Raw genomic sequence first — 22,736 nt, 5'->3', positions numbered from 1 at the left:
TCGCCGTTGGCGGCTTGCGGGAAGGCCGTGCATTACGGTGGGCGGTTGCCGTGGTCTTTACCGGACTCCACAGAAGGATGGTACCGTTAACCATTGGTTAAGAAATCGAAACCCATAACGCCTCGGAATGAATGATTTGGAGGCACAGATTTGTCCAAACCCTTCTTCTTTCGCAGCATCCTGGCCCTGACCCTGATCGCCGGCGTTTCCGCCTGCCAGTCCACCGGGATGCCCGCCTATGAGGCGCCACCCTCCTTGACCGCGAACCAAGAAATGAAAGTGCCGACTCTGATGCCGAGGCAGAAGGCCATGGTTCCGGTGGATGCAATCGAATTTCGGGACAGCTATTTTGCCGCGAACCCACGGGGCCACGACCGTGACGGCCGGTCTGCCTGCGATCTGCCTGGCTCTGCCGCTCGGCGCACCCTGTGAATGAACTTACGAAATAAAAGGATTTCCATGTTCAAATACCTGGTTGCAATTGGCTGCCTTGCAGCATCTTCGACCCTGGCGGAGGGTGTGAACAAATTCATGGCGCAAGGCGGCGAGGTCCTGGCGACCGATACGGCGGTGACCTGCACCGTGCCCGAAGGCAGCTACCCCCATATTTATGGCGTCAAGGATCTCGATACCTATCTGGCCAGCAAGGGGCCGGGTTTTGCGTCGGGCTATGTCGCAAACCCCGCTCTGTGGTTCGGCAACGGCGAGCCCCTGAACATCGTGCAGGGCTTTGCCGTAACCACGGACGAAAAGGCCGCCCAGACTTGCGCCGCGCTCGAGGCTGGCACGGCAACCGTGGATCAGGTTGCCTATCTGGAATACGCGGTTCGGCGGGATCAGTTGTGGTGGAAGGTCGATTCCCAGGATTTTGAAGGTAACGACGTTTCCGGATATGTTACGGCGCGCTATGTGGGATTCACGAGCTACGACACGTGGATTGATGAGTTCGGCCCCAAGCTTGGCTTTACATCGACCAACCATTCGGCCCCGAACCGCATCGTCGAGATTACCAACACGGATACCGCCTTTGCGCGAATGTCCGGGGATGTCATTCCCTACGATGTTGTCGGATATTGCCATCTCGGGTTCAACACATCGGATTTGTATCGCGATGCGGAAGAAGGACGTATCAACGAACCAGTTGATCGGGGCATCTGGACCGGGTGCAATGAGGAAACAGAAACTCTTCTTTCATTTGAAGAGTATGCGGATTGCGAGGCGCGAACGATCTGGGGACAGCCAGTTACCGCCCAAGATATTCACTACCCAACCGGAGCAGGCGCTGGTTATGGCGATTTCGTTCGGCTCTGCCCGAAAACAAGCAAGGAAATGATCCGGGAAGCATGTGAAGCGGGCGACACCTTTGTCTGCGACGCGATGGACGATGGACCGATTTCTTCGGTCTGCGACCCGCAGGAACAGACCGAGTTCAGCTGCCGCATCGACGGGCGCAGCACGTCGGTGTCGCTCTGCGCAAGGGATGGCTACCTGTCTTACGTCTATGGCGAGGACTCGGACTGGCCCGAACTGCGCATTCGCAAGCCCGAGCGCAGCAGCTATTTCGATGTGTACGATCCCGAAACCACGACCTTTGCCAATGGCGACTACTACTATCGCGTCAATGCCAGCAACGACCCGGCATCGGTCGAGGTCTTCAAAGGGCAGATCGATCCGGAACACCTGATCACGACGCAATACTGCGTGCCGCGGTAGGAGAACGGAGATGCGTTGAAGTACGCCCCGGTTCCGCAGATTTCGGTCGACGGCAACACGCGCGTCTTCAAGCGCTTTCCGGGCTATTTCTTCGACGCGTTCTTCGCGATGTCTCGTCATATAGAGACCCATGTCGCACGCCAATGCGTCCTGCGGAGCCTCGTTGGGCTGGCGGAACTGCTTCGGTGACCGCGCATTTTGCCTCGGCGGCGCAAGCTTTGACCTTCTTGGCTGCCGTCTCAGCGACGCAGGCAAAGGGCATTTCGTGCGCGAACTGAAACGCCACGGGGCAGAGGTCGGCTGTTTCGGGAACCCGAGCAGCGATCTTCCGATGCCCCGGTAAACGGATAACGCGTTTTATGTTTATTTTAAGCGCCACCTCTAAAAACTCCGTGCCCACCCATCCCTGAACTTGCTGCAACTGGAACACCAAGATGCCTGTCACGATGCTCTCCAAGCAAGTCCCGTTTCTTGAAACCCAAAACGGCAGGACCCGCGACGCACGAGACTCAGGCCCTGACTTGCGAAAATTCTCCGGGACATCCGGCGTATACTGGGCCAGCATCATCCGAGCCGGAAACCACTCCGGGCCAAGCCGATCACAACCGTTCAGGTCAAGCGCAGCGACATTTCGGACCTGGCCGCGGCCGATCTGACCATCGTCGTCTTGCTGCGGGCGGATCCGTTTGTCGGCGGCCCGGTTGCGGGGCCAGGCCGCCCCTCCTACGCTGCGTCCAGCATCGCGATCAGCGCCTCGAGATCCTGCACCGAGCGCAACCTGAAGCACACAAGGTCGGCCCGCTCCAGCTGCGGCATGGTCCGCAGCCCCGAGTGGCGACCATACTGCAGCAATCCCTTTGTGTTTCTGCGCGAATACAAGGCCGAGGCCGGAGACAGGCGGTGGTCCAGATGCCCGCAGGCTCTTTCGTCAACGAACCGTTGCGCGATCCACAGATTCGCCGAACTCTTGGGGCCTTTTTCGAACATGATCTCGATCGGCGTGCCACCGGCGGCGCGATAGACATAGCGATTGGCATAGGTCGATTGATGCCCCGCAGGATGGACGCTGGCGATGGCATCCAGCCGTGCCACCACAAGGCGCTTGATCTCGTCCTTTGACAGCGGCGTGTGCGTAACTTTGCTGGCCTGCGACGCCGGTCTGACTGCAGCAGTCGCCGACCGCGCGGCTGGCCGGACCGGTGCAGGCCCCGCGCCTGTCAGGGCGCGCAGGTCAAGGCCGGTCTGCGCCATCGCCCGCAGCACGACTTCGGCGGCGGCACGGGCGTCCTCTTCGCCGTCATGGTGGCGGAACTCCAGCCCCAGATGGGTTTTCAGCGAGGCCAGCCCATGCCCGCCGTTGCCCCGCAGCTCGGGCCAGGCCCGGCGGGCCACCGCCACGCTGTCCTGCCAGTTCCAGGCCGGCGTCGCCACCCCATGGGCGGCACAGGCGGCATTGATGGCGCTTCGTTCGAAGCCGCTGTGCTGGAACACAATCTGACCGTCCAGAACCGGCAGCAGCCGCGCCAGAACCTGCGGGAAGCCAGGCGCACCGCGCACGGTCCGGGCGGTAATGCCATGCACGAAACTGCAGCTCCAGTCCGTGGTCCGCGGATCGACATAGCTGCTCCAGGTGCCGCTGATCCGGCCGTTCTGCACGAAGGCCAGCCCGATCTGGCAGATGCTGGCACGATCATTGTTGGCCGTCTCGACATCCAACGCGACGAAATCGAACGGACCCGACGGCAGGTCGGCGCCCGATGACCGCGCGCCGCCGGCCGTGGCCCGGGCATGGCGCGCCCGCTGCCGGTCGAGCGCGGCGATTTCGGCCGCCGAAAACCCCATCCGCCCGATCAGCGCATCCACCAGGTCCGACGGCTCGGGATACGGTTCCATCGCCCGGCGGTTCCAGGCCACGGCCTCGGGCGGGGCGAGGCGCAGGATCTCGGCCTCCAGCGCCTCGATCGGGGCGGTGTCGGGCAGCGGCACCCAGACCGCGCGGCAATGTTCCGCGATGAAGGCGTTGCGCAGGCGCTTGGCGACATCCGCGTCCGCCCCGGCCCCGGCATCGCGGCGGTCGCGATACATGCGGCCCGTGTTGTACATCCGCGAGAAATAGTGGCTGCTGTCTTCGGACCCGGTCCGGTGACGCTGATGGATGCGTTCGTACAGCGTCTGGCGGGTCGAACTGGTCGATCCGACATAGCGCAGGTCGCCATGGTGGTCGATCAGGCCGTACAGGCCGCGGCGGTCTCGCGGGGCTGCCGCGGTACGGGCGGGCGCGGCCGAAAGAAGCGCGGCAAGAAGCTGCTCGGGGTCAAATCGCGTGGTCATTTCCATCCTCTCCGATCCCTTGCTCACGCCCGTTTCACCCGCTGCCAGGCCACCCCGGTCACGATGCCCCAATTGCCCTGCGCATTGGGGCGGCGCCAGCGCGGCACGGGCATGGCGTTGAGCGCCTCGAGCGCCTGCTCGTAGGTGTCGAAATACTGCTCGTCGCCCCTGGCTCCGATCTGGTACTGGCCGGCGCGCTGCAGGTCCGGGGTGAACATCGACCCGTCGCGGGCCACCGGAACAAAGATCATGCTGCCCGGATCCACGGGCTCGGGCCGGGCTTCGGGTTCGGGCTCGGCCTCGTACCAGATCGACGCCAGGAACCCCTTGCGCTTCTGCAGCCAGGTCAGGGCCGACAGGGCCACGACCCCGCCATTCGGCCCCCGTTCAAGCTGCGCCCCCTCGCCGGCCAGCAGGTTCCGCAGCCGCCCTTCGGACACGGCCCCCAGGATCGACATCGAATGGATGTCCACCTCGCCCTGCCCCCGGTCCATCGCGTGGCGCGAGGCGGCAAGATTGGCGATCATCTCGATCGGGTTCCGCTCGACCCCGAGGGCCTGAACCTCGGGGTGTGCGGCGAATTCCGTCACCCGGCTGACCAGATCGGCGATCCACCCGGCCCGGTCCTGCACCGCGATCCGGGCCGGGGTCACGCCGTAGAGACCGTACAGAAGCGCGTGGTTGAAATCTTCGCCGATCGGCCAGACCGTCCCGGCCGAGAACACATCCTCCATCACCTCGCGCCAGCTGTCCTTGCGCGTGCCCTCGATGGCGGCCACGGGGGCCAGAAGCTGCATCAAGGGTCCGGCGGCGTGCCGTTCGCCCACAAGATCCTCGACCAGGTCCAGCGCCCGCTGCAGCAATTCGGCGATCCACTGGGCATAATCCCAGTAATGCGGATCGTCACCATGCTGAAACTGGTTTTCCATCCAGGCGTCGCGGCGCTCTTCGGCGGTCATCAGGTTGTCCATCTTTCGTTCCTCTTCGTTCAGCGGTGCAGGCGCCGGATCGCGCTGCGCAGGTTCTTCAGGTTGCGCCGGTCCGATGGCGACGCCGAGGCGGTCACGAACCCGGCCTCGAAACACAGGCGGCAGTGTTTGCGGTGCGTCTCAATTCGCAGCAGCGTCACGCCCTCGGCCGCGCACAGCGCGATGTATTCCCGGTGAGTCCTGGTCATGGCAAATCCGTGCAAGTGTTGATCGTGAGATCACTCTACAGGCGATTCGCCTAAGTGTCAAATACCTTAAATTGTGACGCGCATTTTCACGCGTTTACCATTTTCGCCAGCAACCCAATCTGCACCTTGCTCCGGGGCGGAAGGGCCTGTTGCGCAGATCACAGATCGTTCGGGGGCAAGGATGGGGCTGGCCTATGCGTTTTGATTGCCCCAGCCAGCGCCCACCGAGCTGCCGATCCTTTCGATCAGAAAATCCATGAACACGCGCGTTTTCGGCGTCAGCACGTTCGAGCGCGGATAGATCAGCCACAACACCGATCCGTCGTTCAGCCGCCAGTCGGGCAGCACCCGCACCAGCCGGCCCGCGCGCAGCTCATGCGCCACGCTCCACAGCGAATTGATCGACAGCCCCGCCCCGGCCAGCGTCGCCGCGCGCTGTGCGGTGCCGTCATCGACGATGGTCCGGCAGGTCATCCACGCCGGGTCCAGCACGGCCGTGTCTCCGTCGGGGCCGATCAGCGCGCGCGGCTCCAGGTTTGCCCAGGAAATGAACCTGTGGCCCGGCAGGTCCTCCGGCGTCGCGGGGGTTCCGTGCCGATGCAGATAGTCCGGCGCGGCGCAGAGCACGCGGATATCATCGGCCAGCTTGCGCCCCTTCAGGCTGCTGTCGGTCAGCGGCGCGCTGCGCAGGGCCAGATCGAAACTGCCCTCGATGGCGTCGAACGGCTTGTCCGACAGGCGCAGATCCAGCGTCAGGTCGGGGTAGCGGTCGTGGAATTCCGGAAGGATCGGCATGATGTGCAACTGCGCGAAACTGCTGGGCGCGGCAAAGCGCAAGGTGCCGGTGGGGCCGGTCTCCGTGCCGCCGAGCGCGGCGCGCGCCGCATCGGCCTGGGCGAGGATCTCGCGCGCATAGGGCAGGAACTCGGCGCCTTCCAGCGACAGCGAGACCTTGCGGGTGGTGCGGTGCAGCAGTTCCACCCCCAGTTCGGTTTCCAGCTTGGCCAGCCGGGCGCTGGACACCGCCGGGGCCAGGCCCAGCTCGCGCCCCGCCGCGCTGATGTTGAGCCGTTCGGCCGCCATGACGAACAGGCGCAGGCTGTCTGTATCCATGGGCGATTATATCCAAATTGAGAAAACTGTACTCGGATCTGCCTCGGTTTATTCCGCATTGGCAAGTGATATTTGCCCTTTCGACGCAAAACCATCACCCACGGAGCACTTCCATGAACGCGATCACCCAGATCAATCCCGGCATCCGCCAGCAGATCCTCGACGCCTTCAACTTCCGCCACGCGACCAAGATCTTCGACCCCGACCGCAAGATCAGCGACGAAGATTTCAACGTGATCCTCGAGGCCGCGCGGCTCTCGCCCACCTCGTTCGGGCACGAGCCCTTTCGCATCCTGATGATCCAGTCGCCCGAGAAGCGCGAGCTGTTCCGCGAATTTTCCTGGGGCGCGAACGGGATGATGAACGGGTCGTCCGGCCAGTTGGGCACCGCCAGCCATTTCGGCATCATCCTGGCGGCGACGGATGAGTTGATGCGCGCCGGTTCGGACTATCTGCAAGACCACTACGCCCGGGTGAAGCAGCTGCCCGACGAGGTGATCGAGATCTTCAACGGCGCCTACGGCAAGTTCCAGGCCGAGGATCACAAGATCACCTCGGGCCGCGAGATCACCGACTGGTCGGGCAAGCAGGCCTATATCGTGCTGGCCAACATGATGACCGCCGGTGCCTTGATGGGTATCGACAGCTGCCCGATCGAGGGCTTCGACATGGCGCGGACGACGCAGGTTCTGGCCGAGGATTTCGGCATCGATACCGCGAAATGGAAACCGGCGGTGATGTTCGCCTTTGGTCATCGCGCGAAGGATCCCGAGTTCCTCAAGACCCGCCGCACGATGCAAGACACCGTCTCTTGGTTCTGACCCCGAAGGAGATACACGATGACCTATTATTCCGTTCTGGACGTCACCCCCACCGCCGAGGGCTGGATCCCCGGCTATCTGCCCACCGCCAACGAACGCGTGGCGGCCCATGGCGGCAGGTATCTGGCCCACACCGCGACCCACGCGCAGCTGGAGGGCGAAGATCAGCCCGCCGGGTTGCGGATCATCATCGAGTGGCCCTCGGAGGAAGCGGCCCGCGCCTTCATCGCGGACCCGGCCTATGCACCGCACCTGGCCGCCCGCACCAAGGGGTCGGTCAGCCGTCATTATTTGATCGCGGGGCAGGACGACCTCGCCTGAACGCCGCGCCGGATCTGGCCGCGTTACACGCCTGGTCACACCCCCACGGAGACCCACCATGCCCGCAACCATCCTCATCACCGGCGCCACAGACGGCATCGGCCTGCTGACCGCGAAGACCCTGGCCGCCGAGGGCCACCGCGTGCTGCTGCACGGACGCAGCGCCGACAAGCTCGCCGCCGCCGCGCAGATGGTGGGCGGCGCGCCGGAGACCTTCCGCGCCGATCTGTCCCGCCTCGACGAGGCCGCCGCGCTGGCCGAGGCCGTCCGCGCCCGGCACGACCGGCTGGACGTGCTGATCAACAATGCCGGCGTGTACAAGACTCGGCAGCCGCTGACACCCGAGGGGCTGGATGTGCGTTTCGTGGTCAACACGCTGGCGCCCCATGTGCTGACCCGGGGCCTCTTGCCGATCATCCCGGCCGGGGGCCGCGTGGTGAACCTGTCCTCGGCCGCGCAGGCACCCGTGGACGTGGAAGCGATGCGCGGCAACGGGCGGCTTTCGGACATGGCGGCCTATGCCCAAAGCAAGCTGGCCCTCACCATCTGGTCGCAGCAGATGGCGCGGGCGCATCCGCAAGGTCCGATCTTCGTCGCGGTCAATCCCGGCTCTCTGCTGGCGTCAAAAATGGTGCGCGAGGGCTTTGGCGTGGCCGGCAACGACCTGACCATCGGCGCCGACATCCTGCGCCGCGCGGCGCTGTCGGAGGACTTCGCCGAGGCCTCGGGGCGCTATTTCGACAATGACGCCGGGCGTTTCGCCCCGCCGCACCCTGCGGCGGCCGACCCCGAGCACGCGGCACAGGTCATGGACGCCATCGCGGCGTTGACGGGCGACGGGGCATAGAACGGCAATCCAACCCGCTGCCCCGACGGCATCGGGCGGCTGGGGTCACTGACACAGAAAAAAGTGAGGTTTCAAACCGGGCATTCACGGTGTAATTGTGCCGGCACTGGGGAAAACAACCCAGATTTCCAGAGCAGAGGCATTCCAAAAATTGGACTCAGTCGTCAAGAATTTCCCGCCGATTCAAGTGGGTGAGCAAATAATTGAGTTTCCGCACCTGGTGCCGCATGTCGTAGACCTACCGAACCATGGGCCGGACGGTCGGACATTGCGCGTCCGCATCTCGTATCAAAGCCATGTTTTCTCGCAATCCTGTGCACATGATGCCGAGGATTTCGATTTTTTGGATGAAGGCAAGAACAAGAGAACCTTCTGCATCGACAGGTTCAATCTGTCGCAAGGCTTGCCTGCAATCTGTACAAACCTACTCGAATCCAACGCATATACATGGGAATCAAAGGATAAAAACCGCGTCAGCAATCTAGCCGTGATCGATGGGGCCTTGGTCAGCGGCAGGCATCACGTGGTAGTTTATTATTTGTTTCCCAGCAAAGTAGACGGCCTGGACGTCGAAATGGTGGTCAAGAGCGCCTATGAAAAAGACATCAATTTTGATCACATCAAACGGCGGTTCAGAATGATCCAGAAGGTAAAGACCTGTTTCTACACCAAAAAGCGAATACCCTGAAAACATGAGAGGCCCCCGAAGGAGCCTCATGTAGTCATGCGAGTGTGCCTTACCGTGGTGTTCCGGCCCCCTGAGAGGCGCACATGCAACAGCGACCTTTCGGAAGCCTCGCTGTCTGTTGCTGAGATGAACATAGCTATTCAGGATCCGAGTCGCAAGTGATTTCGTGCAATCAAGCAACGCCCCAAACTAGAAGGTTTTGTTAAAGAAAACAGAAAATAGGGTGCGAAGAACCGTCAGAAAACGGTTCAATCTGGCCCCGTTGTGTTGTGACTGGCCGGTGAATGCGGTTTCTTCAAAATACCCCAGAGCAAACTCAAACGGCTGGCTCGGATCCACGAAGATGCCGCTCTGTATAAGGCTGGAAAGCCCCTTGGCCTTCGAACGAAGGGCCGCTTAACTGAGCACCGGGGCCGAAAGAAATCCGGCACAGGTCCAGCCCATCCCCGCGGGTGCGGGGAACACGTGACCGCGCTTGGTGACTGCCTGCTGTTCGACGGGTCATCCCCGCGGGTGCGGGGAACACTCTGGCTGGAAGATATTGAAACACAACGGGTTCGTCACCCGTCGAATTTCTACCGATGATTCTAACCGGATTTTTCAGCCGCCCGGGGCCTCAGCCGGGGCCGTCGCGCGGGGCGAATTGCACCAGGGTCAGGCCGTCGAAATCCACCGGCATCCGGCGGTTGCGGCCCACCGTGCGGAAGGCAAAGCCCTGATCCGTTGGCGCCGCCCAGCACATCACCGCGTCGCCCTCGGCGATGCCCGCCTCGACCTGCGCCCAGATGCGATCGCGCACCCGGGCCGAGTAGCGGCCCACATAGACCCCGGCGCGGATTTCCAGCAGCCACACCGCCAGCCGCCCCCGCAGGCGCGGCGGGGCGTTCTCAACCGCGATGACCATCATCGCCGCCTCCCTCGCCGTCGCTGAAGGCCGGTCCGACGCCCTCGGGCGCGGGCGCGGGTTTGGGCAGGTCGCCCGCCGACAGGACCTCTTCGATGCCGGGAATGATTTTGCTCAACAGACCACTCTTGCGGAAGGCGTCGCGGCAGGCCAGCCGCACCGCGCGTTCGGGCGGCATGTCCAGCTTGCCCTTCTGCGCCTGGGCGGCGATGCGAAACGCCTCGGGCACCACGGTGTCCAGCTTCCACAGATCGGCGATGTCATAGACGAAGCTGCGCGGCTTGCCCCTGTGCAGAAATCCGATCGCGGGCGCGTATCCGGCGGCCAGCACCGCCGCCTCGGACAAGCCGTGCAAGCAGGCGGTGGCCGCCGACAGGCAGCGGTTGGGGATGTCGGCACTATCCCATTGACCAGGGTCATAACGGCGGCTTTTCCACTTGACCCCGAATTTGCGCGCCAACAGTTCATAGCCATGGCGCACCCGTTGCCCCTCGATCCCGCGCAGTTGGTCGACCGAGCGGCGGGCCGGGGGATCTTCGCCGAAGCGGCGGGCGAACATGGCCCGCACCACCCGCAGGCGGGCGCCCTCGTCCAGCGCCAGCGCCGCCTGCCACAGCAGCCTGTCGGCGCGCGCCCCGCCCGGTTGCCCGGCGGAATAGAGCCGCACGCCGCCCTCGCCCACCCAAGTCACCAGCGTGCCCGCCTGTGCGGCCAGCGACACCGCCGCGTGGCTGATCCGCGCGCCGGGTTCCAGCATCAGGCAGGCGATGCCGCCCACGGGGATATGGGTGCGCATGCCCTCGGCGTCGATGGCGACAAAGGCGCCGTCCTTCACGTCGATCTGGGCGCGTTCGACGAATACCATCGCCGCCCGTTCCCTCAGCGGGATGGGTTTGGGCGGTGGCAGGCCCGGCAGGCTCATCGCGCCCGGCGGATCAGCATCAGCCCGCAGCCCCACGCCTTGGCCCGGCCAAACCCGCTGGCCAGCGCGGGCAGAAAGGTGGCGGGGTCGGTGACTTCGATCTCGCCGGTCAGGTCCAGCACGCCGTGGGTCAGCCCCCGGCGCGCGCCGCGGCCCAGGTTCAGCACGCGGTAATCCTGCACCGCGACGCTGTGCGGGGCGAACCCCTTGGCCGCGCCCTGCCGCGCTATCCAGCCCTCGGCCGCCTGTTGCGCCAGCCGCATCCGCTCGGCCGCGCGGTCGGGGCCGGGCACGTCGCGCAGCAGGTCCATCACCACGTCGACGCGGCGGCTCTGGCCCCGGCGGGCGGATTTTTCCATCCGGCTGACCGCCGCCCGGTCGCGGGTGGCGTTGGCGCGCAGGGAAAACAACAACCGGTCGCCGGGGGCGAGCTGCGGTGCGAATTCCTTGGTTTCCGGCGGGCAGAACAGATCGTTGGCCAGCGGCGGACGGGCCGAGAGGGTAAAGAACCGCCCGCGCCCATCCGCCCGCCACAGGAAATCGCGGGGCCGGTCGCGCGCGTCGCCGAACAGGGTCCAGATCAGGCGGTGATGGGCGTCGGCGCGGGCGTTGTCATCCGCCGGGTCCAGCAGGTCCGACAGGGCGCGGGTGGGCGCGTATCGGTTCAGCGTCAGGCGCGAGAAATACAGGCTCATGCCTTGTTCTCCGGTCGGTGGACATGAACGATGCGCGGCCCGAAATGCCAGCCCGCGCGATCCAGCGGTTCATCCCAAACGGTTTCCTGCATCGCGCCCTCGATGGCCGCGTCCGAGGCGATGGCCAGCGGGCGCCGTCCCGCCAGCCAGGGCGGCAGCACGACCTGATCCAGCGCCGCCACCACATCCGCCGCCCGCACGATGCGCGGGGCCATGGGCGCGGCCAGCGGGCAGGATTTGCGGCCCAGATAGGGGGTGAACACGGGCCGTTCCAGCGCGGCGCGGGCGGCGTCAAGATCCGCCCCGCCCCACAGGGCCACGCCAAAGGCGCAGTCACAGCGGTAGTCGCGCCTTGTGATCACGGGATTGTCCTTTGGTTTCAGGGCCTTCAGGGCCTGCCGTCGGGTATCGGGGCGCTTGATGTTGGCGCTGGGAACGGTCTGCACGGTGTGGAAATCCTGCACCGGCACGCCCTCGGACAGCACCGAGACCGCCACCTGCCACCGCCGCAAGGCCCCCTGCCCCGCCGCATCGTCGCGCCGCACGCCCTGCGCCGCGCCCAGCAGGCCCAGGATCGCCGACCGGCCCGGCCAGCTGCCCGAGCCGCGCCGTTCATGCCCGGCCAGCCCGCCGAAACTGCCCATGGGCGCGGTCAGCGCAAAGACCAGATATTCAGTCATCCAGCACCGCACCCCGCACGAAGGCCTTGATCTCGGCCAAGCTGCCGATGCCCTGTTCCACATCCATCAGCGCGTTGGCCTCGGCACAGGGGCCATAGGCCTGATCCATCCGCTCGGCCATCTGTTGCAGCGCCGCGACCGATCCGGCCATCAGCGCGCCCTCGACCGGCTGAAAGAACGCCCCGGCCAGGCTGCGCGGCTGCTGCGCCCCGCGTTCGGCGCGGATGAACCCGGCGCGAGTCTGATGGGCGAAACTGTTGCGCTTGCCCGAGGGCGTGGACACCGCCAGCGCCTCGGCCAGCGCCTCGGCGGCGCGGGCGGCCAGATCGCGGTCCCCTTCGAGGTTCTCGAGCAGCAGATCGCGGTCGATGCAGGCATAGAGGTAATAGACCCCCGATCCGAACCCCGCATCGCCCACGAACCCCGCCCCGGCATCCTCGGCCGCGGTCTTGAGGTCATCGACAGCGGTATAGAAATCATCCTCGACCAGCGCGCGGTGGGTGGTGATGGCGTGGCTGACCTGCACGGCGGCCTCGCGATTGAAATCCGGGTCATCGGCCAGCATCCGCCCGAACATGGCGATGTCGGCGGCGCCGTCGGCGGTGCGCAGAACCATCTTCTTCAGCTCGGCATTGGCGGGCAGAGGCTCGCCGGCGATGGCCTTCTGCGCGAGTTCGGTCGCCAGCGCCTGTTCCTGCGGCGACACGAAGGCCAGCTGGCGGGTGCGCACATGGCCCTTCTTTTCGGCCTCGGCATCCAGCTTGCCGAACACGTCGGCGATCTGCTTGGCGGCATCGCGGGCGGCGTCGCCCTCGGCCCCGGCATCCTTCAGCGCCTGTTCGATCACCTCGCCGATGCGCTGGGTGCGCGCGCCCATGTGGCCCTGCAGCGCCTGCTGCATCACGTCCGAGATCCGCGCCGCGCGCTTGATCGACTGGCTCGAGATCCGCAACCGCGGCTGACCCCCGAACACGGCCGATTTCGGGCGGCCCTGATCGTCGCGGTTGGGGTTCGACGGCGGATAGACGGTCAGGTAATGCAATTGGACGAAACGGCTCATGCCTCACTCTCCTCGGACATCTGTTCTGTTTCGGGCGCCGCCTGCGACGCCCCGTAATAGTCGAAACACCAGCTGGCGCGGGTGGCGTCGGTCCACCAGCGCAGATCCTGCGCCAGACGGGCCACGTTGGCCCCCTGCCCCACCACCGCCAGCGCCCGGCGCAGCTGGGTGGCCAGTTCGGCCGGGTCGCGGGTGCGGATCAGCCGGTCGAACCGGATCTCGCTGAAGGGTTTCGGATCGCCCTGCCCCATCCGCTGCGCCAGCCGCGGCCCCGTGTGTTCCTTGACCTGCGCCAGCACCATCGCGATCAGCGCCAGCCGGTCGGGCGCGGACCGCATGTCATGGCCCGCCGCGGCCAGTTTCCGGTTCAGGTCATGCACCGCCCGGATGGCCAGCGCGTCCACCGCGCCCCCTGCCCGTTTCAGCCGCGCCAGATCGGCCCGCGACCGGCCGATCGACGGATCGGTCAGCCCGCGCCACCAGCCCAGGCAGATGGTGCCGAAATCGCCGCTTGTCTCCGTGCTCATGTGCGTGCCTCCGCTTTGGCCTTGCGTTTGGTTTTGGGCGGGGGCATCCGCAGCGCCTTGAAGACCTTCACGCCCACGCCCCCGTAGCCACTGAGAGTTGACAGCAGGCTCTTGCGCGCCGCCACCGCCGCCTGCCGCCGGGTCTCGGACAGATCGGCCAGCCCGGGCATCACCTCGGCGTCGAAGATCCGCAGCGCCGCGCCGCGCAGATCCTTCAGCCAGTCCTCCGGCACCCGGTCGCCCTGCCCGTTCACCACGTCGCGCAGCCGCGCCTCGAACGGGGCCTGGGTGGCGGCAAAGAACATCTCGCGCGCGCGCGCCCCTGCGCCGGTGGTCAGGTCGTCCTCTCCCCTGCCCTGCCGCACCGCGCTGGCCAGCGCATAGCCCGCCTGCTCGGCCGCATCGACCAGCCGCCCGGCCAGATCCTCGCCCTGCGGGTCCAGCGGAAAGACCGGCGCTTCGGACCAGATGAAATCCAGCGGACTCATGTTCGACATGGCCCAGCCGCCCACCAGCAGCCGGCAGGGCGCGCTGTCGGTGCGGTTCAGAAAAGTCTCGAGGCATTGCGCCCGATCCGCCCCGTCATTCAGCAGCACGATCCCCCGCCAGTTGCGATAGCCGAAGGCGCCGGGCTTGGGGTGTTTGGGCAGCACCTCGTTCTTGACGTGGTAATAGGGGCTGAGCGGATGCACCCAGCCTTCGTAATTGGTGCCCCAGGGCGTCTGGATCACGCCGGTGATCTGCCCGCCCTCCTCCACCAGCCGCAGGCGGCGCGGCTGGCCAAAGAACACCTCGGGCGGCAACAGGTCGCCTTCGGGCGGAACCGTCACCTGCCCCTTCTTTTCCGAGGTCTCGGTGGGCCGCATCCAAGGCAACCAGTCCAACTCGTCCGCGCCCAGCGGCACCCCGTCGGGCACATTGGCCCAGATCAGCGGCCACAGCCCCGCCGCCTCGGGACGCACCAGCGTCACCATCGGCCCGCCGCCCCGCATCGAGGTCCGGTTGCCCGCCCCGCCCGAAGGCGCGAAGGCCTGCAACGTATACAGCGCCATCGCCGCCAGCGCCGGGTCCAGCCGGGGATAGCGGGCGCGTTTGACCATCAGGTCGGCGTTCTTTTTCGCGGTGCTGTCGCCCGCGCTGTCGATGAACAGCATGTCGGGCGGGTTCAGGCTGCCGTCGATCGGGTCGAAATCCTGAAGGAAACGCGGCCCCTCGCCCAGCAGGTTGAAGGCCGGGGCCAGCGGCGCCAGCGCATTGCGCAGCGCCCGTTGGTCGGGTTGGCGGCTGGTCCAGTCGTCGGCATCCTGCGGCGGGCAAGCCAGATAGACCAGCCCGATCAGCAGCTCGAGACAGGCCAGATTCAAATCAGCGCGCGGCCAGTCGGGGAACAAAACATCCGGCTCGGCGATCTGGTCGGGACGGATCACGTCAGGGCCGCCGGTCCGGCGCACCGGGATCCAAGCATCGGTAATAAGATTCAACAATTACAAACCTTTAAATGAACGTTCCTCTTAAATCAACCTGAGGATGCGCTATCATTATGGTATTTTCAATTCCAAATCGCGCCTAATTCGGGATCATAGCGCAGCCCCTCACAAATCCGCCCCTCCGGACCCAAAGGCGCAATGATCGTACAGGCCGCGCGGGCCTCGGACCAGCCCTGCTTGATGCGCGTGATGGCCGGGTCGGTCTGGTCGGGTGGGGTCAACTTGTCGAACCGCGGTTTCGAGACCTGCAGTTCCGACATGGCCCAGCCGTCCGGCCCATTACCGGCATAGGGCACCACCCCCCCTGCCCCACACCGCGCCAGCGCCAGCGTCACCTGCGGCACGCCCAGCCGGGTCGGGAACTGTTCGTCGTCCCAGATCTTGCGCATGGCGTCTTGGGCAAAATCCTCGGCAGCCGAGATCAGGCAGTTCTCGGCCAATTGCCGCTCGACCATCTGCTGCCCGATATGTTGAAAGTTCTCGCCCTCCAGCGCCTCGGGCAGCGGCAGCGGGTCGGCGCCCTCGACCGCCTCGATCAGGGCGCGCAGCCCGTCGGGGGCGCGCAGTTCGCCGGCGTCGAACAGGGCCCGCGCGCTGCGCCACGTCACCGTGGGCGGATAGATATAGGCCCCGGCCCCCAGCACCTGATGCAGCCAGCGGGCATTTTCCACCCGATCTGGATCGGGCGACAGCACATGCAAGACCGGTTCGGGCACCGGGCGGGTCGGGGCGGGCCGCGCATCCATGTGCCGCCACAGCCGCCCTGCCCTCTGGATCAGCGCGCCGATCGGCGCCAGGTCGCTGACCATCACGTCGAAGTCCAGATCGAGGCTCTGTTCCGCCACCTGTGTCGCCACCAGAACCCGCCCTGCCCGGCCCTGGCCCGATTTGCCGAACACCGCCTGCAAGGCGCGTTCTTTTTCCAGCCGGTCGCAGATGGCAAAGCGGGCGTGCAGCAGGTCGGCCCGGACCCCGGCGGCGCGCAGGGCCGCGACCGCCTCGATCGCGTCATCCACCGCATTGCGGACCCAGATGCAGGCGGCCCCCTGCGCGCTGGCCTCAGTGATCAACTGCACCGCCTGCGCGGGATCTGACAGGCGGGTCACACCAACCCGGCGCACGGTGGGTTCGGCCGGGTTGACAGCTGTCAACTCGGCGGTGTTGGTGGCGATGGTCAGGGCCGGATAGGGCGCGGTGGGCGGGTCGGCTGCCGGAACGGCCGGACGGCGGCGGCCCCGGCTGGGGCGCGGCGGGGCCAGACCGGCCTGGAATGCGGTGACGAAACCCTGTTTCATCCGCCCGGGCAGGGTTGCCGTCATCACCACCGCAGATCCGCCCAAGCGGGCCTGAAAGGTCAGCAGGCGCTTCAACTGGGCCTCCATGTAGGGGTCATAGCTGTGCGCCTCGTCCACGATCAGCACCTTGCGCGCCAGGGCCCGCAGCCGCAGCGCGTTGAACCGCGTGGGCAGCACGGCAAACAGCGCCTGATCGATGGTGCCGATGCCGATATCACTCAGCAGGATGCGGCGGCGGTCATCGGCCAGCCAGCGGGTGCAATGCGGGCCGGTTTCCGGGTTGGCGCCTTCGCCGCCGATCAGGCTGCGGAACCCTTCGGACAGCGCGGCGCGGCCGTGCGCCAGACCCAGCGTCGGCGCGCCGTCGAACAGGGCGGGCGCGGCGGCCTGAACCCGCGACAGCATCGCGTTGGCGGTGGCCATGGTGGGCAGGGCAAAAAACAGGCCATCCGCCTTGCCGGCCTGCATCATCCGCGCGGCCAGGATCAGCGCGGCCTCGGTCTTGCCGGCGCCGGTGGCATCCTCGATCACCGCCAGAACCGGGCCGTCAGGCAGGGCGCAGTCGCGGGCGGCTTGCTGCATCGGGCGCGGGGCAACGTCGGGCGGCAGGATGCGTGCGTCTCCCACATCGGTCACCGAGGCCGCGTATAACCCGGTTGCCGCCACTGCATGCTCGGCCTGCGCGCAGGCCCGCGCCCAATATGCGGGCAAGGGCATATCGGGCGCGGCGGGCGGGAACCAATCGGGGTTCGAGCCGATCCAGTCGCTTTGCACCACCAGCCCATTCAGCAGCCAGGACAGGGGTTTGGCGCCGGTCGCGTCGATGCCATCCAGCGACGCGCCGGGAAACAGCGCGGCAACGGCCCGGATCGCCTGTTCGGCATCCGCTAGGGCCTCGGGGCCAATCTCTTGCAGTTGCTGCTGACGTTCGCTGGCCGTGGGTGTCTGGCGCGGGCCGCCGTGATGGCCTGCGATCGCCTCATAGAGGATCCGGCGCACGCTGTCCGACCCGCCGAGCAGATCCGCCAGCACCGCATCGTGGTGCCGCAGCAGCAGGGCGCTGTGTTCCCAATGGCGCCAGATCTGGCCACGGCCCTCGCGCAGCATCGCCCGGAAGGAATTGCTGATCTTGCCCAGATCATGCAGCGCCACCAGCAGCGCCAGCGCGGCATCGGTGGCACCGCCGCGGATCGGTCGGGTGGTTAGCAGATGCCGGGCCACGGCGCCGACATCCAGCATGTGCCACAGGGCAGGGTGCTCGGACGGGTGCGATTTTCCGGGCCAGTCACGGGCCAGGCGGGAAAGGGTCAGGTCAGTCAATGCGGGCCTCGAAAATTCTGCGCCCAGATTGGCCAATTCCCGCGCCGCGGGCAACCCGGTTGACAGCTGTCAACTCAGGCCGCCGCGCGGGTCGTGCCGTTCAGCAAGGCCATCACCATCGGGCCGGGCGAAAACGCCCCAACCGCCGATTTCGCCGCCAGCGCCCGCAGATATCCGCCGGGGCTGTTGATCTCGGTGAAGCGTTGCAGGATGCAGGCCACGGTGACCGCCGCCGTTTCGGGGCCCATCAAGTCTTTGGCTTCTTCCCAAGCCGAGGGGCTGATCCCCATCATGCCGCGCACGAAACCGGCGGCTGTGATCAGATCCCGCCAGTCTCGCAGTTCTCCGTCGCAATAGGGCAGGATGTCGGGGCAGGCCTTGACCACCAGCGCCAGAGGAATACGAGGCAACTCGCGATCCTGTTCAGGGGGGGCGCTGATCCCGCCGCCCTCGCCATTTTCATGGCAGAGTTCAGATTCAAGGTTTTCTGAGTTTGAATTCTGATACTGCCGCCCGGAATCGGCGTCAGTGCCGCTCATTTCTTCTGACTCAAACGCCAATGCACGGTTAATCTCCCGCAGGATATCCTCAAGCTGCGGCTCCAGCGCCTGAACCTCGTCCAGGCTCAGCTTGCGGCGCATTTGCTTGTGAACCGCCATCAGATCGGCCAGCAGCGCCTCCCAGTCGCCGGGCAGGGCGTTTTCCTGCCCGTACAGAGCCAGCTTCAGCGCGTCGCGCTTCATCAGCGAGATCTTCTCGCGCGCCATCGCCAGGCGGGCCTGGTCGGCGCGGGCCTGCTGCGCGGCCTGCCGGATGTCGGCCGCCTGCAGCAGCAGCGGGCGCAGGTCAAAGCCGAAGGCGCGGGCAATCTCGCCATCCACGCCCCGGCGCGCATAGCGTTTGCCGTTGGGGCTGTCGTGGCGCAGGATCAGCCCGGCCCGCACCAGCGCGGCCAGATGCCGGCGCAGGGTGCTTTCGGCCATGCCATGCGCCCGTTCCGACAGCGCCGCGTTCGAAGGGAAGACGATCAGGTTGTCATTGTCCGACAGCGCCGAGTTCGGATGGAACGAGACCAGCGCGTTCAGCACCGCCAGATCCCGGTCCGTCACCCCAAAGGCCTGCCGCGCCGTGCACAGATCGCGCAGCAGCTCCCACTTGTCGATATGTGCGATTTCCGGGGCCGCGTTCATGGCCGCCACCTGTTCAATCAGGCCAGCCGTCACCGGCCGCCGCCCGAAGGGCGTCGTTGTGATGTGTTCCATATCCTGTCACGAGACAAAACTTTTCACCCCGCCGCACGCGACGCCGGTTGACAGCCGTCAACCTCGGGCCTTAGATTGGGGGTGCTAAATCACCAATTGAGGCCTCTCGGAACTTCGGTTTTGGGGGGTCTTTTTCTTCCGTCCTGTCTGTTTCGTGCCTCCTTGTTGCTGCTCCACTATTTTTCCGCCGGGGCGGATCACTCATCCCGTTCGTTCGTCCAACGGTGATGAAGCTCTGAAATGTTCTCGATCAGCCACTGGTCGAAGCCTTGGGCCTTTTTGGTGTCGAGCGTCAGCACCGCCTTGGTGCCGCTGCGCCGGACCTGCCCCAGCGCTCTGCCGTCAGACCCCAGCAGCGGCTGGTCCTGACGCGGGGCAGGGGGCTTGCGCGGGGTCAGCGCGGCCAGGACCGCCTCGAACCGGTCATCCGAGGTGTCACCCTGCGCGGCGGCGATGGCGGCCTGCTCTTGCCCGGCGGTCAACAGATCGGCCAGCTTCAGCCACCGGTCCCGCCCGACCGAGGGCGCGGCCCCGATCGCCTGGATCAGCACCGCCGGAATCCGGTCGGCCACCGAAAGCATGCGTGAAATCAATGTCTTGTCCACATGCAGCGCGTCGCAGATCACCTTGCGGTCATAGCCCATTTCCTGCATCTGGCGGGCGAAATTGACCTTTTCGATAAAGCTCAGATCTCGGCGGGCGGTGTTTTCCTGCCCCTGCGCCAGAACCACCGCGCGGTCGTCCAGAACCCGAATCAGCGCCTTGACCGGCTGGCCCAGCTGGCGCAGCGCGGCCACCCGGCGGCGGCCATAGACCACCTGATAGCGTTCCGCGTCATTTGGGTTGGGCCGCAGCAGCACCGGCACCTGCTGGCCGTATTCGCGAATCGACTCGATCAGCTCGTCCAGCCCGGCGTTTTCTTCCAGCCGGTCGCGAAGCCCGCCCGCGTCGATCATGCGCGGATCGATCTCCTGCACCGCGCGCGACTTCAGGTCGGAAATCGACTGGCTGACCGCCCCGATCGCACCCGAGCCATAGCGCGGCTTGGCCACGTCGACGCGCGCCGGATCGGATTGCGGGGCAGGGGGGCTGTCCATCAGCCCCTGCAACAGGTTCTTACGTGCCATGGTTTCGTCCCCATGCGGCCTGGACCAGCGCCTCGATTTCGCCGTTCACGGCGTTCAGGCTTTCGATCGCGCGCTCATAGGTGGCGCGGGTGAACTGGCCCTTTTCCACTTCGTACAGCGTCTGCTTGGTGATCCCGGCGTCGGAAATCGCGGTGGATTTCAGAACCGGATGGTTCAGCACATGCTCGCCGAACATCGAGCGCATGAAACTGACCATCTGGTTCTGCGGCCCGTCTCCGGGCTCATACCGGGTGACCAGATAGCGCATCCAGTCGTAGGACATGTTGCCGCCCGCCTCGCCGACCACGCCCAGCAGGTTCGAGGTCATCAGCAGGAACTGGCACATGGACATCACGTCCAGCATCTGCGGGTGCACAGTAACCAGCACGGCGGTGGCCGCCGACAGGGCGGACATGGTCAGAAACCCAAGCTGCGGCGGGCAATCGACGACAACCACGTCATACTCCTGTTCGACCGAGGACAGCGCGTCGCCGATCCTTGTGAAAAACAGGTTGCCATCCCGTTGCGCCAGCGCGCGGGGCGTTTCATGTTCGAACTCCATCAGGTCGAGATTGCCCGGAATGATGTCGAGATTGGTGAAATAGGTCTGCTGGATCACCTCGCGCAGCGGCACCGGATCGTCATAGCGGATCGCGTCATAGAGCGTACCGCCATCCAGCAGGTCGAACTCGGGCTGGAACCCGTGCAGGGCCGACAGGCTGGCCTGCGGGTCCAGGTCGATGGCCAGCACCTTGTAGCCGTCCAGCGCCATCTTCTGCGCCAGATGCGCCGCGGTTGTGGTCTTGCCCGAGCCGCCCTTGAAATTGATCACCGTGATCACCTGCAGATGGTCGCCGTCGCGGCGGCCGGGCAGGTAGGTTCCGGGGGTTTTCGCCCCGGCCTCGAGCAGTTCGCGCAGGGCCTGGATATCCTCGGGCGAGTAGTAGCGGCGGCCGCCAGCCCGGATCTCGGGCGAGGGACCGCGGCCATCCAGATGCAGCTTGCGAAGATAAGCGTCCTTGACGCCCAGCAGATCGGCGGCCTCGCCGGATGTGAACTTGCGCAAGGACCGCTTGGCATCGGGCGGGAACAGCTGCGCGCGATGCGCCTGCAACCGTTCCGACAGCCGCCGGGCATGGTCGCCCACCAGCAGGTCGATCCGTTCCTGGGTGTGGCCAGTCTGCGGCGCATCCGTTGCGGTTGCGTCTGTGGTCGCTTGCTCCATTCTGCCCTCATCCGGCGCCGTTGTTACGGTTGCCGCCGTTTTATTCACTTGTTTCCGTAAGTAATGAGGCACAAGCGCCGATTCTTGCAAGTGTTTTCTTCAACATCCTGTAGGGCAGGGGGGTCGGGGCACAAGGCGGCGGGCCGGGCGGGCTTGACTCCGAGGCGCGGTATGACCAAGTATTCCCTGCAAGGAGACACCTCATGACCGTCAAGACCACGCTCAGTTTCACCGACCGCCACCACGAATTTCTGAAATCGAAGGTGGGCGAGGGGGTCTATGCCTCGACCTCGGCCGCGGTCGCCGCCGCGATCGAGCGGATGATCGAGGATGAGCAGGCCCGCGAAACCGCGCTGAACGCCATGGCCGAGGAAATCCGCCGCCGCGCCGCCACGCCGCGCGAATCCTTCGTCGATCACGACACCACCTTCGGCGCGGCCCTGCAGACGCTGGAGCGTCCCGAGTGAGCTATCGCCTGCGGTATCACCCCGCAGTCGCCCAGGATCTGATCACCATCGCCGAGCTGATCGCCGACTATGCCGGCCCCAACGTGGCGCGCGACAAGCTGGCCCGGATCGCCGACACCGCCCAAAGCCTGACCGAGCAGCCGCATCGCGGATCTCTGCGCGACCACATCCTGCCGGGCCTGCGCGCCATCCCGGCCGCGCGCCGGGCGGTGATCGCCTTCACCATCGACGAGGACCGGCGCGAGGTGCATGTGCTGTCGATCACCTATGGCGGCGCCGATTGGATGGGGCGCATCGGCCGACGCGGGTGAGCGGGCATGGGACCCTGTATCAAAGCCGACGCGTAGAGCGCTCCAAGAGGCTGGCTGGCAAAGGCGGCCCGAGCGTTACAGCTAGTATATTGTTTTTACTGGATATTTTAGGAAGTCGCCTAAGCCGACTTTTCGCCGTTACAAAATTATTGTTTGTTTTCAACGATGTAACAGATGTAACGCGTAACGTAAAAATGTATGTCTTCGTGGGTGCGCGTGCGTGCGCGCGCGTAGGCGCGTGTACGTATATATATTCTATTCTATTTCTTGTTACGTGTTACATATATACCTAAGTCTTTGAAAATAAGTTTTTATTCGTGTAACGGAATATGTAACGGGCCGTTACAATGGTCTGCCCCTATTAGGTGGTCCAATTTGATTGTTAGTGCATCGAGGGTCTCTGGTCCACCGGGACGATGCTTGTCGGTGCGGGCGGGCGGTAG

At 65.5% G+C, this 22,736-nt stretch carries 23 protein-coding genes; 8 read left to right on the top strand and 15 right to left on the bottom strand.

All coding sequences use genetic code 11. From position 1 onward, the window contains the following. The first annotated feature begins 459 nt into the window (after positions 1-459). Positions 460-1,713: a hypothetical protein gene (locus F3H26_RS17765; RefSeq protein WP_149777312.1), complete on the top strand. Its 1,254-nt coding sequence runs from the start codon at positions 460-462 to the stop codon at positions 1,711-1,713. Positions 1,714-1,728: 15 nt separating this feature from the next. Then, complete coding sequence (locus F3H26_RS19520; RefSeq protein WP_188127810.1) at positions 1,729-1,902, top strand: hypothetical protein; 174 nt, start codon at positions 1,729-1,731, stop codon at positions 1,900-1,902. 534 nt (positions 1,903-2,436) lie between these two features. On the opposite strand, the gene F3H26_RS17755 is transcribed toward F3H26_RS19520, so the two are convergent. The 4 genes from F3H26_RS17755 to F3H26_RS17740 form a co-directional block, all read right to left on the bottom strand. Then, positions 2,437-4,044, bottom strand: coding sequence for a 3'-5' exonuclease (locus F3H26_RS17755; RefSeq protein ID WP_223162565.1), 1,608 nt, complete (start codon positions 4,042-4,044; stop codon positions 2,437-2,439). A gap of 23 nt (positions 4,045-4,067) precedes the next feature. Next, positions 4,068-5,015, bottom strand: a complete 948-nt coding sequence (locus tag F3H26_RS19755) for a hypothetical protein (RefSeq protein WP_223162564.1) — start codon at positions 5,013-5,015, stop codon at positions 4,068-4,070. A gap of 17 nt (positions 5,016-5,032) precedes the next feature. Beyond that, positions 5,033-5,221 (bottom strand): hypothetical protein, encoded by a 189-nt coding sequence (locus F3H26_RS17745; protein WP_149777311.1) that lies wholly within the window; start codon positions 5,219-5,221, stop codon positions 5,033-5,035. Between the two features lie 192 nt (positions 5,222-5,413). Then, a complete protein-coding gene (locus F3H26_RS17740) occupies positions 5,414-6,334 on the bottom strand; it encodes a LysR family transcriptional regulator (protein WP_149777310.1) in 921 nt (306 codons plus the stop codon). Between the two features lie 113 nt (positions 6,335-6,447). On the opposite strand from F3H26_RS17740, the gene F3H26_RS17735 reads away from it, so the two are divergent. From F3H26_RS17735 to F3H26_RS17720, 4 genes are all read left to right on the top strand, one after another. Further along, positions 6,448-7,155, top strand: a complete 708-nt coding sequence (locus tag F3H26_RS17735) for an NAD(P)H-dependent oxidoreductase (protein WP_149777309.1) — start codon at positions 6,448-6,450, stop codon at positions 7,153-7,155. A gap of 18 nt (positions 7,156-7,173) precedes the next feature. After that, positions 7,174-7,476 (top strand): DUF1330 domain-containing protein, encoded by a 303-nt coding sequence (locus F3H26_RS17730; RefSeq protein WP_149777308.1) that lies wholly within the window; start codon positions 7,174-7,176, stop codon positions 7,474-7,476. 58 nt (positions 7,477-7,534) lie between these two features. Continuing rightward, positions 7,535-8,323, top strand: a complete 789-nt coding sequence (locus tag F3H26_RS17725) for an SDR family NAD(P)-dependent oxidoreductase (RefSeq protein ID WP_149777307.1) — start codon at positions 7,535-7,537, stop codon at positions 8,321-8,323. Positions 8,324-8,420: 97 nt separating this feature from the next. After that, on the top strand, positions 8,421-9,011 hold the full coding sequence (locus tag F3H26_RS17720; RefSeq protein ID WP_149777306.1) for a hypothetical protein: 591 nt from the start codon (positions 8,421-8,423) through the stop codon (positions 9,009-9,011). Positions 9,012-9,627: 616 nt separating this feature from the next. On the opposite strand, the gene cas2e is transcribed toward F3H26_RS17720, so the two are convergent. From cas2e to repA, 11 genes are all read right to left on the bottom strand, one after another. Further along, the gene (gene cas2e / locus F3H26_RS17715) at positions 9,628-9,918 is read right to left on the bottom strand and encodes a type I-E CRISPR-associated endoribonuclease Cas2e (RefSeq protein ID WP_104009060.1); all 291 of its coding nucleotides are present in this window, start codon (positions 9,916-9,918) and stop codon (positions 9,628-9,630) included. Beyond that, complete coding sequence (gene cas1e, locus F3H26_RS17710) at positions 9,899-10,873, bottom strand: type I-E CRISPR-associated endonuclease Cas1e (RefSeq protein WP_223162563.1); 975 nt, start codon at positions 10,871-10,873, stop codon at positions 9,899-9,901. Before cas1e ends, cas2e begins: the two co-directional genes overlap by 20 nt. After that, entirely contained in the window at positions 10,834-11,532 is a 699-nt protein-coding gene (cas6e, locus tag F3H26_RS17705; protein ID WP_149777304.1) for a type I-E CRISPR-associated protein Cas6/Cse3/CasE, read from the bottom strand. The genes cas1e and cas6e overlap by 40 nt, the downstream gene beginning before the upstream one ends. Beyond that, the gene (gene cas5e / locus F3H26_RS17700) at positions 11,529-12,212 is read right to left on the bottom strand and encodes a type I-E CRISPR-associated protein Cas5/CasD (protein ID WP_188127809.1); all 684 of its coding nucleotides are present in this window, start codon (positions 12,210-12,212) and stop codon (positions 11,529-11,531) included. Before cas5e ends, cas6e begins: the two co-directional genes overlap by 4 nt. Beyond that, positions 12,205-13,272 carry a type I-E CRISPR-associated protein Cas7/Cse4/CasC gene (cas7e, locus tag F3H26_RS17695; RefSeq protein ID WP_149777302.1) on the bottom strand — a complete coding sequence of 356 codons (1,068 nt, stop codon included), beginning with the start codon at positions 13,270-13,272 and terminating at the stop codon, positions 12,205-12,207. The genes cas5e and cas7e overlap by 8 nt, the downstream gene beginning before the upstream one ends. Continuing rightward, the gene (gene casB, locus F3H26_RS17690; RefSeq protein WP_149777301.1) at positions 13,269-13,799 is read right to left on the bottom strand and encodes a type I-E CRISPR-associated protein Cse2/CasB; all 531 of its coding nucleotides are present in this window, start codon (positions 13,797-13,799) and stop codon (positions 13,269-13,271) included. The genes cas7e and casB overlap by 4 nt, the downstream gene beginning before the upstream one ends. Continuing rightward, positions 13,796-15,280, bottom strand: coding sequence for a type I-E CRISPR-associated protein Cse1/CasA (gene casA / locus F3H26_RS17685; RefSeq protein WP_188127808.1), 1,485 nt, complete (start codon positions 15,278-15,280; stop codon positions 13,796-13,798). The genes casB and casA overlap by 4 nt, the downstream gene beginning before the upstream one ends. A gap of 68 nt (positions 15,281-15,348) precedes the next feature. Beyond that, positions 15,349-17,901: a CRISPR-associated helicase Cas3' gene (cas3, locus tag F3H26_RS17680; RefSeq protein WP_223162562.1), complete on the bottom strand. Its 2,553-nt coding sequence runs from the start codon at positions 17,899-17,901 to the stop codon at positions 15,349-15,351. A gap of 74 nt (positions 17,902-17,975) precedes the next feature. Then, a complete protein-coding gene (repC, locus tag F3H26_RS17675) occupies positions 17,976-19,163 on the bottom strand; it encodes a plasmid replication protein RepC (protein WP_149777299.1) in 1,188 nt (395 codons plus the stop codon). A gap of 197 nt (positions 19,164-19,360) precedes the next feature. Further along, entirely contained in the window at positions 19,361-20,290 is a 930-nt protein-coding gene (gene repB / locus F3H26_RS17670) for a plasmid partitioning protein RepB (RefSeq protein WP_149777298.1), read from the bottom strand. Continuing rightward, a complete protein-coding gene (gene repA / locus F3H26_RS17665; protein ID WP_149777297.1) occupies positions 20,280-21,515 on the bottom strand; it encodes a plasmid partitioning protein RepA in 1,236 nt (411 codons plus the stop codon). The genes repB and repA overlap by 11 nt, the downstream gene beginning before the upstream one ends. A gap of 203 nt (positions 21,516-21,718) precedes the next feature. Between repA and F3H26_RS17660 the strand changes: the two genes are divergently transcribed. Together F3H26_RS17660 and F3H26_RS17655 are read left to right on the top strand one after the other, a co-directional pair. Beyond that, entirely contained in the window at positions 21,719-21,982 is a 264-nt protein-coding gene (locus tag F3H26_RS17660) for a type II toxin-antitoxin system ParD family antitoxin (protein WP_149777296.1), read from the top strand. Next, on the top strand, positions 21,979-22,293 hold the full coding sequence (locus tag F3H26_RS17655) for a type II toxin-antitoxin system RelE/ParE family toxin (protein WP_149777295.1): 315 nt from the start codon (positions 21,979-21,981) through the stop codon (positions 22,291-22,293). Before F3H26_RS17660 ends, F3H26_RS17655 begins: the two co-directional genes overlap by 4 nt. Positions 22,294-22,736 lie beyond the last annotated feature (443 nt).

Source organism: Ruegeria intermedia (genome assembly GCF_900129345.1).
Taxonomy (GTDB): domain Bacteria; phylum Pseudomonadota; class Alphaproteobacteria; order Rhodobacterales; family Rhodobacteraceae; genus Ruegeria; species Ruegeria intermedia.
Note: the sequence above shows the minus strand (reverse complement) of the source record. Positions and strands in the feature narration are given on the sequence as shown.

Coding starts and splice junctions, on each gene's coding strand:
- F3H26_RS17660 (WP_149777296.1), top strand. CDS start 21,719: ATGACCGTCAAGACCACGCTCAGTTTCACCGACCGCCACCACGAATTT.
- repB (WP_149777298.1), bottom strand. CDS start 20,290: ATGGCACGTAAGAACCTGTTGCAGGGGCTGATGGACAGCCCCCCTGCC.
- F3H26_RS17745 (WP_149777311.1), bottom strand. CDS start 5,221: ATGACCAGGACTCACCGGGAATACATCGCGCTGTGCGCGGCCGAGGGC.
- casB (WP_149777301.1), bottom strand. CDS start 13,799: ATGAGCACGGAGACAAGCGGCGATTTCGGCACCATCTGCCTGGGCTGG.
- F3H26_RS17735 (WP_149777309.1), top strand. CDS start 6,448: ATGAACGCGATCACCCAGATCAATCCCGGCATCCGCCAGCAGATCCTC.
- F3H26_RS17765 (WP_149777312.1), top strand. CDS start 460: ATGTTCAAATACCTGGTTGCAATTGGCTGCCTTGCAGCATCTTCGACC.
- repA (WP_149777297.1), bottom strand. CDS start 21,515: ATGGAGCAAGCGACCACAGACGCAACCGCAACGGATGCGCCGCAGACT.
- F3H26_RS17755 (WP_223162565.1), bottom strand. CDS start 4,044: ATGACCACGCGATTTGACCCCGAGCAGCTTCTTGCCGCGCTTCTTTCG.
- repC (WP_149777299.1), bottom strand. CDS start 19,163: ATGGAACACATCACAACGACGCCCTTCGGGCGGCGGCCGGTGACGGCT.
- cas7e (WP_149777302.1), bottom strand. CDS start 13,272: ATGAGCCGTTTCGTCCAATTGCATTACCTGACCGTCTATCCGCCGTCG.
- F3H26_RS19755 (WP_223162564.1), bottom strand. CDS start 5,015: ATGGACAACCTGATGACCGCCGAAGAGCGCCGCGACGCCTGGATGGAA.
- F3H26_RS17725 (WP_149777307.1), top strand. CDS start 7,535: ATGCCCGCAACCATCCTCATCACCGGCGCCACAGACGGCATCGGCCTG.
- cas6e (WP_149777304.1), bottom strand. CDS start 11,532: ATGAGCCTGTATTTCTCGCGCCTGACGCTGAACCGATACGCGCCCACC.
- cas2e (WP_104009060.1), bottom strand. CDS start 9,918: ATGATGGTCATCGCGGTTGAGAACGCCCCGCCGCGCCTGCGGGGGCGG.
- cas5e (WP_188127809.1), bottom strand. CDS start 12,212: ATGACTGAATATCTGGTCTTTGCGCTGACCGCGCCCATGGGCAGTTTC.
- F3H26_RS17730 (WP_149777308.1), top strand. CDS start 7,174: ATGACCTATTATTCCGTTCTGGACGTCACCCCCACCGCCGAGGGCTGG.
- F3H26_RS17740 (WP_149777310.1), bottom strand. CDS start 6,334: ATGGATACAGACAGCCTGCGCCTGTTCGTCATGGCGGCCGAACGGCTC.